15 protein-coding genes and 1 pseudogene are annotated in these 17,204 nt (G+C 56.3%); 6 read left to right on the top strand and 10 right to left on the bottom strand.

The genetic code is table 11. The annotated features are described in order from the left end of the window. Position 1: 1 nt before the first annotated feature. On the top strand, positions 2–685 hold the full coding sequence (gene lolD / locus WM94_RS15110) for a lipoprotein-releasing ABC transporter ATP-binding protein LolD (protein ID WP_169774647.1): 684 nt from the start codon (positions 2–4) through the stop codon (positions 683–685). 61 nt (positions 686–746) lie between these two features. Further along, the gene (locus tag WM94_RS15105; RefSeq protein ID WP_015269544.1) at positions 747–1,988 is read left to right on the top strand and encodes a lipoprotein-releasing ABC transporter permease subunit; all 1,242 of its coding nucleotides are present in this window, start codon (positions 747–749) and stop codon (positions 1,986–1,988) included. 135 nt (positions 1,989–2,123) lie between these two features. Here the strand turns inward: WM94_RS15105 and WM94_RS15100 are convergent, their stop codons facing one another. Next, positions 2,124–3,476, bottom strand: a complete 1,353-nt coding sequence (locus tag WM94_RS15100) for a heavy metal sensor histidine kinase (RefSeq protein WP_061551565.1) — start codon at positions 3,474–3,476, stop codon at positions 2,124–2,126. Further along, on the bottom strand, positions 3,473–4,153 hold the full coding sequence (gene cinR / locus WM94_RS15095) for a two-component system response regulator CinR (RefSeq protein WP_015269546.1): 681 nt from the start codon (positions 4,151–4,153) through the stop codon (positions 3,473–3,475). The genes WM94_RS15100 and cinR overlap by 4 nt, the downstream gene beginning before the upstream one ends. Before the next feature lie 264 nt (positions 4,154–4,417). Here cinR and queF point away from each other — a divergent pair, with 264 nt between their 5' ends. Further along, entirely contained in the window at positions 4,418–5,248 is an 831-nt protein-coding gene (queF, locus tag WM94_RS15090; RefSeq protein WP_039614140.1) for an NADPH-dependent 7-cyano-7-deazaguanine reductase QueF, read from the top strand. Between the two features lie 125 nt (positions 5,249–5,373). Here queF and WM94_RS15085 read toward each other — a convergent pair whose 3' ends face one another. After that, on the bottom strand, positions 5,374–5,637 hold the full coding sequence (locus tag WM94_RS15085) for a DUF4404 family protein (protein WP_004376395.1): 264 nt from the start codon (positions 5,635–5,637) through the stop codon (positions 5,374–5,376). Between the two features lie 122 nt (positions 5,638–5,759). Then, a complete protein-coding gene (locus WM94_RS15080) occupies positions 5,760–6,323 on the bottom strand; it encodes a phosphonoacetaldehyde phosphonohydrolase-related protein (RefSeq protein ID WP_061551564.1) in 564 nt (187 codons plus the stop codon). A gap of 200 nt (positions 6,324–6,523) precedes the next feature. On the opposite strand from WM94_RS15080, the gene WM94_RS15075 reads away from it, so the two are divergent. Beyond that, complete coding sequence (locus tag WM94_RS15075) at positions 6,524–7,231, top strand: VacJ family lipoprotein (RefSeq protein WP_015269550.1); 708 nt, start codon at positions 6,524–6,526, stop codon at positions 7,229–7,231. Positions 7,232–7,397: 166 nt separating this feature from the next. Here the strand turns inward: WM94_RS15075 and WM94_RS15070 are convergent, their stop codons facing one another. After that, positions 7,398–7,697, bottom strand: coding sequence for a PilZ domain-containing protein (locus WM94_RS15070; protein WP_013971739.1), 300 nt, complete (start codon positions 7,695–7,697; stop codon positions 7,398–7,400). Between the two features lie 281 nt (positions 7,698–7,978). On the opposite strand from WM94_RS15070, the gene rssB reads away from it, so the two are divergent. Both rssB and rssC read left to right on the top strand, forming a co-directional pair. Beyond that, positions 7,979–9,163 carry a two-component system response regulator RssB gene (gene rssB / locus WM94_RS15065; protein ID WP_015269551.1) on the top strand — a complete coding sequence of 395 codons (1,185 nt, stop codon included), beginning with the start codon at positions 7,979–7,981 and terminating at the stop codon, positions 9,161–9,163. Then, positions 9,160–9,642, top strand: a complete 483-nt coding sequence (rssC, locus tag WM94_RS15060) for an anti-sigma factor antagonist RssC (protein ID WP_013971741.1) — start codon at positions 9,160–9,162, stop codon at positions 9,640–9,642. The genes rssB and rssC overlap by 4 nt, the downstream gene beginning before the upstream one ends. A 266-nt stretch (positions 9,643–9,908) precedes the next feature. On the opposite strand, the pseudogene WM94_RS15055 reads toward rssC, so the two are convergent. The 5 genes and pseudogenes from WM94_RS15055 to WM94_RS15045 form a co-directional block, all read right to left on the bottom strand. Further along, a pseudogene (locus WM94_RS15055) lies at positions 9,909–10,832 on the bottom strand (alkaline phosphatase family protein); the annotation flags it as partial. A gap of 135 nt (positions 10,833–10,967) precedes the next feature. Further along, entirely contained in the window at positions 10,968–11,384 is a 417-nt protein-coding gene (locus WM94_RS30160) for a hypothetical protein (protein WP_156485978.1), read from the bottom strand. Next, positions 11,381–13,390, bottom strand: a complete 2,010-nt coding sequence (locus WM94_RS30155; protein ID WP_156485977.1) for a hypothetical protein — start codon at positions 13,388–13,390, stop codon at positions 11,381–11,383. Before WM94_RS30155 ends, WM94_RS30160 begins: the two co-directional genes overlap by 4 nt. Next, a complete protein-coding gene (locus tag WM94_RS30150; RefSeq protein ID WP_156485976.1) occupies positions 13,387–15,336 on the bottom strand; it encodes a hypothetical protein in 1,950 nt (649 codons plus the stop codon). Before WM94_RS30150 ends, WM94_RS30155 begins: the two co-directional genes overlap by 4 nt. Then, positions 15,329–16,798 carry a site-specific integrase gene (locus tag WM94_RS15045; protein WP_061551562.1) on the bottom strand — a complete coding sequence of 490 codons (1,470 nt, stop codon included), beginning with the start codon at positions 16,796–16,798 and terminating at the stop codon, positions 15,329–15,331. The genes WM94_RS30150 and WM94_RS15045 overlap by 8 nt, the downstream gene beginning before the upstream one ends. Between the last annotated feature and the right edge of the window lie 406 nt (positions 16,799–17,204).

Below are 17,204 nucleotides of genomic sequence, written 5' to 3'. Positions count from 1 at the left end.
CATGAGTGATAAAGCCGTTCTGAGTTGCCGCAACCTGGGCAAGTCCTACGACGAGGGCCCGGAGTCGGTGCAGGTGCTGTCCGGGCTCAACCTCGAGCTGCACGCCGGTGAGCGGGTAGCCATCGTGGGTAGCTCCGGCTCGGGCAAGAGTACCTTGCTCAACCTGTTGGGCGGCCTCGACCGGCCGACCCAGGGCAGCGTCTGGCTGGCCGGCGAGGAGCTGTCGGCACTGGGCGAGCGTGCCCGTGGCCTGTTGCGCAACCGCGAGCTGGGCTTTGTCTACCAGTTCCACCACTTGCTGCCGGAATTCACTGCCATCGAAAACGTGTGCATGCCGTTGCTGATCGGCCGCACGCCGATCCCCGAGGCCCGTGAGCGTGCCGAGGCGCTGCTCAAGCGTGTTGGCCTGGCCCACCGCTTCAACCACAAGCCGGCCGAGTTGTCCGGTGGTGAGCGCCAGCGGGTGGCGATTGCCCGGGCACTGGTCAACCGCCCCGGCCTGGTAATGCTCGACGAGCCGACCGGCAACCTCGACCACCACACCGCCCAGGGCATCCAGGAGTTGATGCAGGAGCTGTCCAGTGCGTCGCGCACGGCGTTCCTGGTGGTCACCCACGACCTCAACCTGGCGCGCCAGATGGACCGTGTATTGAAGCTCGACGACGGCCACCTGGTGGCGATCTGATCGACTGCACGGGGTGGCCGGTGCCGCCCCGTTTTCCTGTTTTCATTGGGTGTTTCCGTACATGTTCAGACCCTTGCCCATCTTCATCGGCGCGCGCTACACCCGAGCCAAGCGCCGCAACCACTTCATCTCGTTCATCTCGATGACCTCGATGATCGGCCTGTCGCTGGGCGTGCTGGCGATGATCGTGGTGCTGTCGGTGATGAACGGTTTCCAGCGCGAAATGAGTTCGCGCATCCTCGGCCTGGTGCCGCATGCCGCCATCCTCGGCGTGCAGCCGCTGGACGACTGGCACAAGGTCGCCGACGCGGCCATGCGCGACCCGGCGGTGATGGCGGCAGCGCCGATTACCGAAATGGAAGGCATGCTGTCGTACAAGGGCGCGATGCAGCCGATCCAGGTCGGCGGTATCGACCCGGCCGAAGAGGGCAAGGTCTCGATCGTCGGCCAGCATATCGTCCAGGGCCGCCTGCAGGACCTGCAGCCGGGAGAGTTCGGCGTGGTCATCGGTGAGCTGACTGCGCGGCGCTTCCGCTTGAATACCGGCGACAAACTGACCCTGATCGTGCCGGAAATCAGCAAGGAGCCGGGCGGTATCACCCCGCGCATGCAGCGCCTGACCGTGGTCGGTATCTTCAAGGTCGGCGCCGAGCTGGACGGCTCGCAGGCTTACATTCACGTCGACGATGCCGGCGCCATGCAGCGCTGGGCGCCGGGCCAGGTGCAGGGCGTGCGCCTGAAGCTGCACGACCTGTATGCCGCACCGCAGGTGTCCAAGGCCATCGCTGCCGGGCTGGGTGATGCCTACCGTGCCGATGACTGGTCGCATACCCAGGGCAGCCTGTTCAGCGCCATGAAGATGGAAAAGACCATGATCGGCCTGCTGTTGCTGATGATCATTGCGGTGGCAGCGTTCAACATCATCGCCACCCTGGTGATGGTGGTGAACGACAAGGGGCCGGACATCGCTATCCTGCGCACCCTGGGCGCCACGCCGGCGCAGATTATGGGCACGTTCATGGTCCAGGGCAGCCTGATCGGTATTGTCGGGACGCTGATCGGTGGCGTGCTCGGGGTGGTTGCGGCGTTCAACGTCAGCCAGATCGTCGGTTGGCTGGAGCGGGTGAGCGGGCAGCACATCTTTACTTCGGATGTGTACTTCGTCAGCAGCTTGCCGTCGCAGTTACAGTGGGGCGATGTGGCGATCATCTGCACTGCCGGGTTGGTGATGAGCTTCCTGGCGACCATTTACCCGGCTTATCGGGCATCGCAGGTGCAGCCGGCGATTGGCCTGGCGGTTTAATGTCTACTTCAGGTTATTTGAGCGGCTCTGTGGGAGCGGGTTTACCCGCGAAGAATCCAGCACGGTGCATGGCACCGGCTTCGCCGGTGTTCGCGGGTAAACCCGCTCCCACAGGGTGGCGTGCCAGCCCCGATGTCACTGGTCTTCAGTGAAATCGATCACGAATCGCGTCCACCCATCCGCACACTCCGCCCTGATGCGCCCACCATGGGCCTGCACGATCGACCGGGTAATCGCCAACCCCAACCCGGCATGCTCGCTACTGCCTTCCCGCCGCGCCGGGTCCACCCGGTAGAAGCGGTCGAACAATCGCGGTAGCGCCGCCGGCTCGATAGCCGCCCCGGTATTGGCCACGCCAATCCTCGGCCCTGGCCCCAATGTCACCTTTATCTGCCCACCCGACGGGGTAAAGCGCAAGGCATTGTCCAGCAAGTTGGACAGCGCCCGGCGCAGCATATGCCGGTCGCCCTGCAGCAGCGCCTCACCCTCGCGCAGCATCTGCACGCCGCTGTCCTCTGCCAGCGGCGCGTAGTACTCCAGCAGCGCATCCACCTCCTCATGCAGCACCAGCGGTGCTTGCCCCGGCACCAGCAGGCCATGGTCGGCCTTGGCCAGGAACAGCATGTCGTTGATCATCTGCGCCATCCATTGCAGTTCCTCGAGGTTGCCGTGCAGGGCTTCGCGGTACTCTTCGAGGCTGCGCGGGCGGGTGAGGGTGACCTGGGTGTGGGTCAGCAGGTTGGACAGCGGGGTGCGCAGCTCGTGGGCGATGTCGGCAGAGAATGCCGACAGGTGCTGGAAGGCATCGTCCAGGCGCTGCAGCATGGCGTTCATGGCCGTCGCCAGTTCGGCCAGCTCTTCGGGCATCTGTGCCACCGGCAGGCGGGTGGTGAGCGAGCGCGCCGACACGCTGGCAGCCACCTGGCCCATCTGTCGCAACGGGCGTAACCCGCGGCGTGCAGCCCAGGCACCGAGCAGCGCAGTGGCCAGCGCCGAAAGGCCCACCGTCAGCCAGATCAGCCGTTGCATGCCCTCCAGGAAGTGCTGGTGATGGGTGATGTCGAGATACACGGTCAGTTGTGGCGACTGCGGGGCGCCTTGCGCCAGGTGCACGGCCAGGCTGCGGTAGTCGATGCCTTGCGCATGCAAGGTTGCCAGCCCGTCGGGCAGCGGTGTCCGGGGCAGGCCTGTGCGGCTTTCGAACCAGGTGGCGCCGTCGCTGCCGTTGATGCGCAGGGCCAGGTCGGCCTGGTGGCCCAGTTCATCGCGCAAGGCGGGCAGGCGCGCCTGCAGCTCGGCCGGGGTGGTGATGCCGGCCAGCTGGGTGCGGAACAGCGACAGGCGCGAGTCCAGCAGCTGCTGGTCCAGTTCGACGAAGTGCTGCTCGCTGGCCCGGCTGAATATCAGGCCGGCACCGAGCGAGACAGCGGCGGTGCAGGCGGCGAACAGCAGGGCCAGGCGGCTGCCGAGGGAGACCCGACGCATCACTCCGCGCGCTCTTCGAGTACATAGCCCATGCCGCGTACGGTATGGATCAGCTTGTTGGGGTGTGGGTCGTCGATCTTCAGGCGCAGGCGGCGGATCGCCACTTCGATCACATTGGTGTCGCTGTCGAAATTCATGTCCCACACCTGCGAGGCGATCAGCGATTTGGGCAGCACCTCGCCCTGGCGGCGCAGCAGCAGTTCAAGCAGGGCGAACTCCTTGGCAGTCAGGTCGATGCGCTGGCCGGCGCGCTCGGCGCGGCGGCGGATCAGGTCCAGACGCAGGTCGGCCAGCCCCAGGGTGGTGTCCTGGCTGGGGCTGGTGCCCCGGCGCAGCAGGCTGCGCACCCGCGCCAGCAGTTCGGAGAAGGCAAACGGCTTGACCAGGTAATCATCGGCGCCCAGCTCCAGGCCGTGCACCCGGTCCTCCACGGCATCGCGGGCGGTGAGAAACAGCACCGGGGTGTCCAGGCCGGCCTGGCGCACGGCCTGGAGGATCTGCCAGCCGTCACGGCCGGGCAGCATCACGTCGAGAATCAGCAGGTCGTGGTCACCGGTCAGGGCGAGGAACTGGCCGGTCTCGCCGTCGGTGGCCAGTTCGGTGGCGAAGCCGGCCTCGTTCAGGCCCTGGCTCAGGTACTGGCCGGTACGGGCCTGGTCTTCGACGATCAGCAGTTTCATTGGGTGAATTGACTCCAGCAAACGGCACAAAACCCTGTGGGAGCGGGTTTACCCGCGAAGAATTCAACACGGTGCATGGCACCGGCTTTGCCGGTGTTCGCGGGTGAACCCGCTCCCACAGGGATTGGGTGATGCTGAGATGATACGTGACGATGCACCGGCTTGCCCCAAACTGACGAAGATGTAATCCCGCTGACTTGCGCTCCAAGGCGGGGTGCAAAACCGGTAGACTAGGGGCAATTTCGAACCTTCAGGTCAGTTTCCATGCATCCCGCTGCCGAACATTCCCCGCTGGGCAAGTCCAGCGAATACATTGCCACCTATTCCCCGGAGCTGCTGTTCCCGATCCCGCGTACCGCCAAGTGGGCCGAGCTGGGCGTTACTGCCCAGACCTTGCCGTGGCAGGGTGTGGATTACTGGAACTGCTTCGAGCTGAGCTGGCTGCTGCCGTCGGGCAAGCCGGTGGTGGCGATCGGCGAGTTCGCCATCCCCGCCGATTCGCCGAACATCATCGAGTCCAAGTCGTTCAAGCTGTATCTGAACTCGTTGAACCAGACGGTGTTCGCCTCGCTTGGCGAGCTGCAGGCGTGCCTGGAGAAAGACCTGTCCGCCGCCGCCGGCAAGCCGGTGGGCGTGAAAGTGCGCACCCTGGCCGAGGTCGAGGCCCAAGGCGTGGTGGCCTTGCCGGGGCAGTGCATCGATGAGCTGGACGTTGCCATCAGCAACTACGAACAGCCGCAGCCAGAGCTGTTGCGCTGCAACCCGGAGCAACAGGTGGAAGAAACCCTGCACAGCCACCTGCTGAAGTCCAACTGCCCGGTCACCGGTCAGCCGGATTGGGGCAGCGTGGTGGTCGAATACAAGGGCAGGGCGCTGGACCATGCCAGCCTGCTGACCTACCTGATCAGCTTCCGCCAGCATGCCGACTTCCACGAGCAGTGTGTGGAACGGATCTACCTGGACTTGAAGAACCTGCTGCAGCCGGAGCATTTGACGGTGTATGCGCGCTATGTGCGCCGGGGTGGGCTGGATATCAACCCTTACCGCAGCACGGGGGTGATCAGCCCGGACAACAAGCGCCTGGTTCGGCAGTAAGTTCAAGTACGCCGGGGCCGCTTTGCGGCCCATTCGCAGCACAAGGCTGCTCCTACAGGGAGACGCATAACCCCAGTAGGAGCAGCCTTGTGCTGCGAATGGGCTGCGAAGCAGCCCCGGCTTTTTCAGATCCCCATGCTGTGCAGCGAGTTGGCAATGCTGCGCAGGGTGGCGGTGAGGTCGGGGTGGTCGGCCTCGAAGCGTTCGATCGCCAGGTTCACGCCGTCCACCAGGTTGTTGTCTGGCGTGGCTTCCTCAAGCTTCAGTTGCGCCTCGATCTGGCGCGCTTCTTCGTGCAGCGCGGCCAGCTCCTCGTCCGAAAGCGGCACGTTGCGATCCAGTTGCTCGCGCAAGCTGTTCAGGCGCTCTTGCAATTCGCGGGCAGGCATTGGCAGTTCTCCATCAATGGCTTGGCAAGCCATGGACCTCAGCGAAGCGGCAAAGGTTCTGGCCTGTCTTCAGCGTAATCCACCTGCCGATGCTTTGCATGATCCGCGTCAACGGTGCTGTATCAGGGTTTTTCGCCTTTGCGCCGGCGCTGGGCAATGTCCTGCAGACAGGTCTCCAGCGCTTCCAGGTGGTCGATCACCGAGTGCACGCCCAGGCTGAACAGTTCCAGCGTCGCCTTGCCACGGGCCAGGTCCTGCTCCTGCGAGGTCAAGGCTTGCCATTGCCGCGAGCTGCGGTCGCAGAACGGGCTGCAGGCAGCCAGCCCCACCGTCCACAGCCCCGCGTTCAGGCCAGATTGCAGCAGGCGTGGGTCGCCGCTGACCAGCACGCAGCCGTCCAGGCGTTCGCTGTCCAGCGTCATCAGGGCCTGCCAGCAGGCGTTCGGCGCCGGCCAGCGCACGCCGTTCACCGAATGCCCCGGCAGCCAGGCGGGCAGTACGTGCGCCAGGCGCTTGCTTTGGGGGGCATCGAGGTCGTCCAGCCAGATGCACGGCACCTGGCGCTGGCGCAGGCTGGCGAGGGTGGCCAGCGCGCCGGGGGCGGGCGAGGGGGGGCCGTTGGCGGCTTGCACCAGGCAGCCGCGCAAGCCGAACAGCACAGCGGTGAAGGCGGGTGCATTGTCCATGGCAACTTCCCTCAAATAGTCCGCAGGCTATTCGGCGATTGTTACCGCCCTGTGACAACCGGCACCGCGCAACAGTTGTTCACAAAATATTGAGCAGAGATGTGTAAAGCTGTTTATCAGCCCGCAAGCCTCTATACTGCCGCCGTACAGCAGCGCACCCGTTTGCGCTTGCGGCCGAGAAATTCGATGGAGAAACACCTATGCGTAGGATCGGTGCCAGTGTGATCGAACGAGTCACCCAGGCCTGTGTCTGCGCCAGCATGCTGCTGGCGCCCGTGGCAGCCACCCAGGCAGCCACCGAGGAAGATCCCTGGGAAGCGGTCAACCGCCCGATCTTCCGTTTCAACGATACCCTCGACACCTATGCCCTCAAGCCATTGGCCAAGGGCTACCAGGCGGTCACCCCGCAGTTCCTCGAAGATGGCATCCACAACATCTTCCGCAACCTGGGCGACGTGACCAACCTGGCCAACGACCTGCTGCAGTTCAAGCCCCATGCGGCGGGCGTGGACACTGCGCGGCTGATCGTCAACACCACCTTCGGCCTGGGCGGCTTCTTCGACGTGGGTACCAAGATGGGCCTGCAGCGCAACGACGAGGACTTCGGCCAGACCCTCGGCTATTGGGGCGTGCCGAGCGGCCCGTACGTGGTCATCCCGCTGCTGGGCCCGAGCACCGTGCGTGACGGCGTGGCCAAGTACCCGGATACCTACACCAAACCCTACCGCTACATCGACCATGTGCCGACGCGCAATTCGATCTTTGCCCTGGACATCATCGACACCCGCGCCGACCTGCTGTCGGCAGAGAAGCTGATCCAGGGTGACAAGTACATCTTCATTCGCAACGCCTACCTGCAGAACCGCGAGTTCAAGGTCAAGGATGGCGAGGTCGAAGACGACTTCTGATCCTGCACGTGCTTGGTCCTGTGCAGTCCCCGTGTAGGAGCGGCCTTGTGTCGCGATAGGGCCGCAAAGCGGCCCCGGCAACTCATGCGGCGAAGCTGAATCCGGGGGCTGCCGTGCAGCCCATCGCGACACAAGGCCGCTCCTACAGGGGGGGCCAGCAGGGCCATCAATGCATCGCCACAATTCGCAACCCGAACTTCTGTTGCCCGCCCGGCTGGTCGGCAATCCACACCACTTCCGTGCTGGCGTGCAGCCCTTTCAGCGCCGGATGCTCGGACTCGATCCGTACCTCGATATGGTCCCCCACCTGAAAGCGCTGCGGTGCCTGCACCTGCATGCCGCCGCTGGACAGGTCAAGGCACACTGCCGCGATCACCTGGCCTTCGTGCAGCAGGCTGACCTCGGTGTCGATGCGCATGCGGATGAAATCGCGTTTCTCGCCATGGCTGGAGGGCGTGTGGGGCATGCTGCATCCTTCCCGTCGGGTTGCGCTGGTCGACTTTCTTATAACTCTCGGTGATTTGCCCTGTAAAGTGCGCCGGGGTCGACCCTTGCATGCTTGAAACGCCTGCCGGATGGGAGTACCGTCTGCGCCTTACAAGGTAGCTCTCGCAGTTGCCAGACAGTTGCCGGGCAGGTGTTCTTGTCCTACAACTCAAGTAGAGTGTGACCATAAAGAATTCCCGTAGCTGGCCGTCTGCCTTGCCGACACCGCTGCACCAACCTAAATCGGCGCCGTTCGCCCACATGCAGAAAACCAGTGCAACGCTGCTGATCATCGATGACGACGACGTGGTCCGTGCAAGCCTCGCCGCCTATCTTGAAGACAGTGGCTTCAGCGTCCTCCAGGCCGGCAATGGCCAGCAGGGGCTTCAGGTCTTCGAAGAACACCAGCCCGACCTCGTGATCTGCGATCTGCGCATGCCCCAGATGGGCGGCCTCGAACTGATCCGCCAGGTCAGCGAGCGCGCCCCGCAGTTGCCGGTGATCGTGGTGTCCGGTGCCGGCGTCATGAGTGATGCGGTGGAAGCGTTGCGCCTGGGCGCTGCCGACTATCTGATCAAGCCGCTGGAAGACCTGGCCGTGCTCGAGCATTCGGTGCGCCGCGCCCTCGACCGCTCGCGTCTGGTGCTGGAAAACCAGCGCTACCGCGACAAGCTCGAAGCCGCCAACCGCGAACTGGAGGCCAGCCTGCACCTGCTGCAGGAGGACCAGACCGCCGGTCGCCAGGTGCAGATGAACATGCTGCCGGAAAGCCCTTGGGTGGCCGGCGAGTTCGCCTTCGAGCATCAGATCATCCCGTCGCTGTACCTGTCGGGTGATTTTGCCGATTACTTCCGGGTGGACGAACGGCGCATCGCTTTCTATCTCGCCGACGTCTCCGGGCATGGCGCGTCCTCAGCGTTCGTCACCGTGCTGCTGAAGTTCATGACCACACGGCTGTTGTTCGAATTCAAGCGCGGCAGCAAAATGCGCGAGTTCAAACCCTCGCAGGTGCTCAGCCACATCAACCGCGGGCTGATCAACTGCAAGCTGGGCAAGCACGTGACCATGGTTGGCGGGGTGATCGATGAAGACACCGGCCTGCTGACCTACGCCGTTGGCGGCCATCTGCCGCTGCCGGTGCTGCACACCCCCGAGCACACCCGCTACCTGGAAGGCCGCGGCCTGCCGGTGGGGCTGTTCGACGAGGCTACCTACCAGGACCTGGTAGTGGAGCTGCCGCCGCAGTTCAGCCTCAGCCTGATGTCCGATGGCATTCTGGACCTTTTGCCGGGTGATACGCTCAAAGATAAAGAAACCGCCCTGCCGGAAATCGTCAGGGCAGCAGGTGGCAGCCTGGATGGGCTGCGTCAACGATTCGGATTGGCTACGCTTGGGGAGATGCCGGATGATATCGCCCTATTGGTGTTGAGCAGGAACCTTCAATGAGTACCGGTAGAATCCAGTTCGCCGAGCAGAGCGGTACCTTCGTCCTGAAATTCGTCGGTGAAGTGCGCCTGACCCTGTGTTCGGCGCTGGATGCGACGATCGAGAAGATTTTCACCGCGTTGAACTTCTCGGCGATTGTCATCGACCTGACCGAAACCGAGAGCATCGACAGCACTACCCTGGGCCTGCTGGCCAAGCTGTCGATCCTGTCGCGCCAGAAGGTGGGCCTGTTGCCGACCGTGGTCACCACCAACCCGGACATTTCCCGGTTGTTGCAGTCGATGGGCTTCGATCAGGTGTTCAACATCGTCGATCGGCCGATCCCGTGTCCGGAATGCCTGACCGACCTGCCATCCCAAGACCAGAACGAAGATGTGGTGCGCTCCAAGGTGCTGGAGGCGCACAAGATCCTCATGGGCCTGAACGACTCCAACCGCGAAGCCTTCCATGACCTGGTCAATGCGCTGGAGCGGACCTGATCTTCAGCCTGTACCGGCCTCTTCGCGGGTAAACCCGCTCCCACAGGTTATGCACCAGTCTTGAGTCAGGCACTCACCTGTAGGAGCAGCCTTGTGCTGCGAAGAGGCCAGCACTGCCACAGAATATCTTTTGTCATACCTGCCTCTTCGCAGCACAAGGCTGCTCCTACAGGTACTGCGTTGCATTCGAAACCTGTGTTGCCCCTGTGGGAGCGGGTTTACCCGCGAAGAGGCCGGCAAGGCCAACACAAGCATTACCTGCCTGATCACCCGCGCCGCGTAAACTCGGTAGCCTCACCCCCACCCGCATCCAGCTGATACACCCGCGCCGGCCGCCCCTGTTCATCGAAGAACACCTGCCCCAACCCCGCACCGTTCCACAACCGCTCGCCAGCCTTGCTATGGCTGGGCGTACGCGGCACCACCTCCATTTCCCGCCGCTTGGTAAACCAGTTGAGCGGCGAGCGTGGCGCATACAGCCAGCGGTTGAGCCGGTCGAGCACATCCAGCAGGCGCCGCGGGAATTCGTTCTTGATCCCGCTGCTGGTCACCTGCCACAAGTGCGGGCTGCGCTGGCGGTGGCGGATCAGCACTTCATAGACGAACGAGTAATGCACATCGCCGGACAGCACCACGTAGTGCCCCGGCGTGCGCGAGTGGCGGAAGATGTTGAGGATGACCTGCGCTGCACCGCGGTGGGCCATCCAGTTCTCGGCATCCACCAGCAGCGGGTAGCCCAGCCAGCTGAACAGCTTCTGCACTGTCTCGATCAGCTTCACGCCAAAAATCGGCGCAGGCGACACGATGATCGCCGATGGGTGGTCCAGCAGTGCTTGCTGCAACTCGCTCAGCGCCTCCCAGTCGAGCAGGCCGGACGGCTTGGCCAGGCTGCTTTCGCTGCGCCAGCGGCGAGTGCGGGTGTCCAGCACCAGCAAGGGTGGGTTGGTGGGCAGGCTGAACTGCCAGCCCTGGAAGCGCAGCAGTGCACCGATCAGCTCATCGTGGGTCTGGCTGTTCAACGCCTGGCATTGCCCGACCAGTGGCTTGCAACCCTGCGGGTCGTTACCCCAGGCCTGGCACAGCAGGTAGCCGAGCAGGGCATTGCCGATGATCCGCCGCGAGAAGGGGTGGCCGTAGGCGGTTTCTTCCCATAGCGCCGATAGGTTCCAGTCGTCGGTGATTTCGTGGTCACAATAGTCTACAGCAGAGCGGATATAGACATTGCTCGGAGCGTGTATTCTGTGAGGTGGAACTATGAGCAGGCTGTCCATATGGACAAAGAGCTATATGGACCTCTGAGCGCTGCATCAAGCTATCGGAGTGATTTAAGGTCGACGTCCAAGTGAAAGTACTTTGAAGGTGGGTGTTTCAGAATTGAATTTTCTCAATGACTGCTTGAGTGAATGGTTTTCGCGTAAAAGAGAAACAATTCTTTGAAGGGAAACTTCATAGTCTGCTCGCAGTTCATCGAGCTGTGTCTGAGTTGATTGAGCTGAGCGATTGTTGTGAGTAGTATCTAGCGAGGATGAAAGCTTTGTAGAAGACTCCAGTGCCACTGTTGCAGCCTGTATTTCTGCTATCAATGCTTCATTCTGTTGGCGGCCCTTTTTAATTGATCCACGCTTTCGTCCTGCTTCAAGTGCAACTGTGTCATTGTTGATGTGATAAGGCTTTTTAATTACAAGGGGAGTGCCGGAAATTAGTCTTTGTAGCGCTGCGCGGTAGTTTTCAATGGCGCTCATTGCAAATTCTCCATCGTCTCAAGCAAGTTGTGTTTTTCAAGTTCTCTGTAAATTTCTTTGATCTCTAATTCTAGCTGTCTGCGAAGTGGAGACTGTGCGTCATAGAGTTTCTGCTCCTGTTTGATTTTGTGAAGGGTTCGACTAATTCTTTTTAAGCTCCGAGAGTCGTCAAGTATAGATTTTTCGCAGTAGATGCATGCGAAGATATTGGTGAAAGATATCTTGTCACAGCTATTTAAGTTTGTGCATCCACCAATTGGCCCATCTTTGTAGGCCATTTCACCTTTCTTGAATTTCCGTAGGGTCATCTCGCGATCGGTAGTGATAATTAATGGTTGCCCTTTATCTCGAGCTACTTGAATTCTTTTGCCCTCTCCGCCCCATAGTCTACTGGTTGAATTTAATACGTTTGATTCATAGTCTAGATACTGAGCTATGCGCCGTTCCTGCTCTAGCTCATCTAGCCATCTAGCAGATTCATCAGAAATCAAGAAGTTTTCTGCAAAAATGCTACCTCTGCGATAGTAAGATGCCATTGCCTCTGTTAGCTGTTTAAATTGTAGTGCCAAGCTTCCAAGTGATACCAAGCCTGAGCGTGCGCTGTATACAGCGAGGGAACGTCTACATTGATGGGTTGTCAATGGCCAGATCTGGCCTGCTTTGATGTCCGAATCATTGCGCCAGTCTTTAAAGCCATCGAATCTTTCGAGTTCTTGAATGTCACATTCCTGAACTAATAGGTCAGGCCAGCGATTTAAAAGTCGATCTATTCGGCTCTTGATAGATCGGCACACCACTGGGGCACCTTCAAACACTTGGTGTCCCGTTTTCGATTGGGTTTGGATTAAGGCTGGAAAAAGTGGATATTGGCTCAAGTTTGAGTACTGGTAGTCATGCCGTATTGCACATATTTCACCAATTTTTCTGGCCGCAGCGATACCTATTTCAACAATGCTAGCAGTTACCCAAAATGTTTTCGTATAATTTTGTCCGGAAAACTTCGATGTGTATCCACGCAGTATGCTTATGTTTGAGCCGTTGGCGTTGATTGTGGTATAGGTATCTGCAGGGAGGTGCCGTACTTCATTTGCCCGCATTCCTGAAAATAGATGTACCCAATATTGAGCAGCACTTTGTATTTCGTTGATGTAATGGAAAAGTCTGTGCCAATCTGTGATTGATTTTTCATTGAAAAAGAACTCAAGGTCTGCCTCCTGCACTGCGACTTCCCAAGAAATACTTGCTTTGTATTGAGATGCTTTAGTTCCTAAGCCGAATAGGTGGTTAGTTTTCTTCTGTTTGAATAGTTCATAAATCGCATCGCTGTGATTATTGAACGCCTCTAGCTCTTTGTTAAGTGCCACGATGAGAGCGGAGTAGATGCGCGATGGTATAAGCTTAGTCTGTTGTGGGCTGTCGCACTGAGGCTTAGGAAACCTATCGAAGAGGATTTGCATTTGTTCGATGACCTTATGGTCACGAATGCTTAACGTGTAACTTGGATGCATTAGTGTTAGCTCGTAAAGCTCCTTGAGTAAGCTGAGTACTTCGTGCATAGGGTTTCGTTTTAAACTTGTATAGCTTGGCGCCAATATGAGCTCTGTATTAGGCGCTAAGAATAATTCTCTAATTGATATGTTGTTTTTGAAGGCTAGTCTCGCTAATTTTAGTAGGGGTGTCATCACCTTTGAGACGGGCTTGCGCGGATCGGGGTATAAATAGAGTCGCGCAAATTGTATTTGTTTGATTTCCGTTGATATCAGTTCAGCCAGTTGGGTGGTGCGTCCGGAGTGCCAGTTATTAAAGTTGTAAACGCAAACTCCGCTTGCGTCGTACATCTTCATAATCCAAACATTGTCTTTGTATCGCGAGGTTACTGATCCGTCGGTAGCTCTTGAAATTACAAAGTTGGCGTCGGGCTCCGTCGCTTGTAGGTTGCTAGACCAAGAGTCCGGGAGTTGAAATTCTTCCCATTGATCTAGTTTTAAGCTTGATATAATACTCAAGAAACCACTCCTGTAATCACCATGGCATCGAAGTGTATAGACCAGAAAGGGTCCAGTGCACCGAGTGTAACTTGGTTATGAATAGTGTCTACAAGATGGTCGCTGGCGCTTCCAGACTCTCTAATCGCTGAGAGAATTTCGTCGATTCGGTGTATGATAGGGCCAAACTTGGATGTCCAGCGTTCAGATGATCGGTTTACATTTGCCGAGTCAATCAAAAAACGTAACGAAAGCAGACGGCGGATATCCATTTCATCCGCATGTACGGCATAAAATGTGCAAAACAAACAGTTTTCTGGTGCTCGGCAAGATGGCTCGGGCGCAAATGAGGTGAATCCCTGGGCGCGTTCAGGTTTACTGTTGGTTCTTTTTTCGCATGAGCCTACACCTGTGGTGGTTTCAGGTTTTCTATGGTCAATAAAGTTTACAGGAATCTGTGGTGTAGATCGCGTTCGGTCTATTGCTGCTTGGTGGGCGGATGCGAAAAATGTTGACATCTCTCTAGCGTAGTCCTCCAAGCTTGGTCTGCAATAATTGTCTTTGACGGTTGACTCGTTATTTCCAAGCTTCTCAGCGGTCAACGTTAAATCACCGCCGCTCAATTTTACATATTGGAAACTAACATTTTTTCTCCAGTGTTCGGATATGACCCAGGTCGTCTTGGGAAGTGCTTTTAATAGGTGCGACCTGAAGCAAGTGATATTTGCCCGATTTGGAGATTTAAACTCATGTTTCAAAGATGCTATAGGGAATATCAGGTCACTTTTTTCGCCGTTGAGTACCCATAGTCTCAGCTTGAGATATGTTTTAAAGATAGGCGCAAACTGAGCTCCAAACTCTGGGTAAACCTCCTTACCATTTGCTCGACCTTTCGTTCCGGAAAAACGCTTACCTTGAGTGCTGGGGACGATATTGAGAGTATCCACTTTCAGGTTCTGAGCTACACTAAGATTGCAGCCGGTCGCGGCCATGAAAGCCGTCATTCCTGCGACAATTGCATGGTTTCCAATACGGCGCCTCAACTCAGATCGTAAATTTTCGTTGTTATTTTTAAAGCGCTGGTGTGACTTGTCATAAATGCCTTTTTCTAGCAGTGATAAATTGTTGCGACCAGACAAGTTAAAGTGATTAATCGTATCGTGCCAGCTAGGGAAAGTAGGTGATCGGACAAGAAGGGAGGCCGGACTAAATTGGGCTTGGTTAGCTTTTGTTGTGGCTCCTAATAATGAATAGAGGTAATAGGTCTCGTCGTCAGGTGAAATTAGTATCATTGGAAATTTCCCACCTTCTACGAGCACTCGGTGGGCTTCGTCTAGATAATTTATAAGTGCTGCAAATGTTCGTGATTGTGTATCACTGCTTGGCAGTTCAATGTCTATCCCAAGTCCTTCCTTGCGGCTCTTCTTGATAACAGTCGTGGATGCCAAGATTTCAGGCTCACTCACATCTGAAGCAAGCATTACTACCATTCTCGCTTGGGCTTGGTATTTGGCTGCGGTAACAGCCTTAATTTGTTGACCGCTTAAGCCTGATATTCTCATTCGGTGTAGTAAAAAGTTTGTATAGTTTCTATAGGCTTCTTTTAATGAGGCGGGATTATTGAAAGAGAAATACTCATATTGCGAATCGATCCAGGATATAAAGCTCTTGATGTGTCCGAATTTACTAACTACAGTAATGCCGTTATTGAAGGATTTTAAATGTTCAATTAGGTTCCTCACGAATGTGATTCTGGAAGGATCTATTGAGTCAGCAACTACCGGGCATCCAGTCCTGTTGGGTACTATGTTGCTCCTCTTTCTGTAGCAGAATGCACCGACATCTAAATAGTTTTTGCCAGACAGCGTTTTAGCGATCAATACTGCAAACTGCGGATTAACTACCTCGATGTCTTGGTCTTTCAGTTCGATGTAAGTAATGGTTCGATTAATAAAATCGCTAGACATAAGTGGCTGAAACTGGGTTCGAGGTGTTTATGTACATGAATAGATTGGATTCAAATTCGTGTTGAATTGTCTTCCTCCATTCCAGCCTGGATTTATAATTTAAGTACTGGAGAGTCGTCTGCTTGCTGGAGTGCCCCATTCGTTGTTGTGTGTAGTCTAGGGCTGCTGTGATGTTATCGTTACCCCGTATCTGTAATTGACTCTCAAGTAGATTCATGCCAAAGGAGGCCCGAAGATCATGGAATTTAAACTTTTGAAATTCAGGGTTTTCGAGCTTTATGCGAGGCATCAGTATTGCGTGTATGTGTTGCCTAAGCGCTGCGCCATCCTGCAGTGCCGTGATTCTCAGGCTCCCGAAGCCCTTGTTGTCTTTGGGATCCTCTCTGCGGCCCTTGTCAATGATTTCTTTCCTGCTGGTATAGTAGGGAATGCCATTTTTGCTTAGAAACAAATAGTTTTCATCAGTGTCGCCGTAGAAAGATCTCTGGCGTCGCTTTTGGGCCTCCGGACTTCTTGAATATATCAACATATCTTTGACTAACCAGCCAGGTATCTGTAGTGTCATGTTTTTGCCATATTTAGTATCTATTTCCGTGCCGTGACCAATAGGGAGTCTTAAATTTTCGTATTGATCTAGGGCTCGTTGTATATGCTTGACTCGTAGGGTGCCAATTGTTTGAATTCTAGCGCCTGTGAAAAGCGCTAAATAGAACATTAGCTGATATTCGCGGGAAGAGAATTTTAAGGCTGTTAGCATTAGCTCTTGTTCTCTAGTTGTCAGAGGCCTAAGGTCTCCGCCATCATTTATGTATTCTGGGTCTCTTTGTTTTTTGGGTACCTTGATTACCAGGTTGTGGGACATTATTTTCAGCGGGATTCTTGCTCCGTGGCTTGAGCTAATGCTGATTAGCTTGGTCGTGTTCTCGAATGGGGTATTCTTGATTTGTTCTGGGTCTATGAGCTTCCAATCGACAATTTCTTTGTAAAATTTAACTACCGCATTGATTCTAAATTTAGCAGCGCTGGGCGAGATTTCGCCATATGACATTTGTTCTATGAGACGGCTTCTATATCGATACGTAACCTTCAAGAGGTTGTTCTCTGGAAAGTGGAGGTATGACAATTTTTCCTCTTCGAGGAAGCGCAGATAATCTAATAGATGATCGGCTATTCCTCGGATGGTTCTGGGTTCATACTTTCCGTCACTCTCTATTTTTGCTAGAAGGTAGAGGGTGCAAATTTCCCAGGGGACTTTGTCGCTTGTTATTAAGATGGGAAAATTAGGGAGGTAGCTGTAATTATCGGTGCTGAAGTGTTCGCTGAGGTTTTTATTGAGGTCGGTATGGCCCTCTATCGAAGTTGATTTTACACTGTGGAATCGGAAATTTTTTATAAGCACGCGATGGGCTTTAGACTCATAGCGGTTTTGGTCTATGTTTTTTTTGTATTTTAGTTTTGACATGCTGCGTGCTCCTTAGTCATGAATATATGGGCATGTCTAAAGAGTGATGGAGGATCAGTAGAGAGAGAGCTGGTAATTATCGTTTTTTGATGTTCTTCAGGTGTAACTGATGGCTCGTCATGCCCAAGAGTTCTCACCGAATTATTGCAATAGTGAGTGCTAAGCGGTTCCGTATGAGTGTTTACGCAATCGCTAAGTGTATAGTGACGAAATGAAATTGGCATGAACAACCTTACTCTCCATATCAGAATTCTGGAAAGTAAGGTCGTCCTAATCCTCTAAGGATTCTCCGAACAAGTTACCCACCAGCCGCAAATGGACGGCTTGGAGATGCCGAAAACCCCGATTTTCAGCCGCTGATTATTGGAAAACCAAGGCATAGCCTTGGTTTTCTGCCCTCACGGGC

It is taken from the genome of Pseudomonas sp. ABFPK (genome assembly GCF_001586765.1).
In the GTDB taxonomy this organism is placed as follows: Bacteria; Pseudomonadota; Gammaproteobacteria; order Pseudomonadales; family Pseudomonadaceae; genus Aquipseudomonas; species Aquipseudomonas asiatica.
Note: the sequence above shows the minus strand (reverse complement) of the source record. Positions and strands in the feature narration are given on the sequence as shown.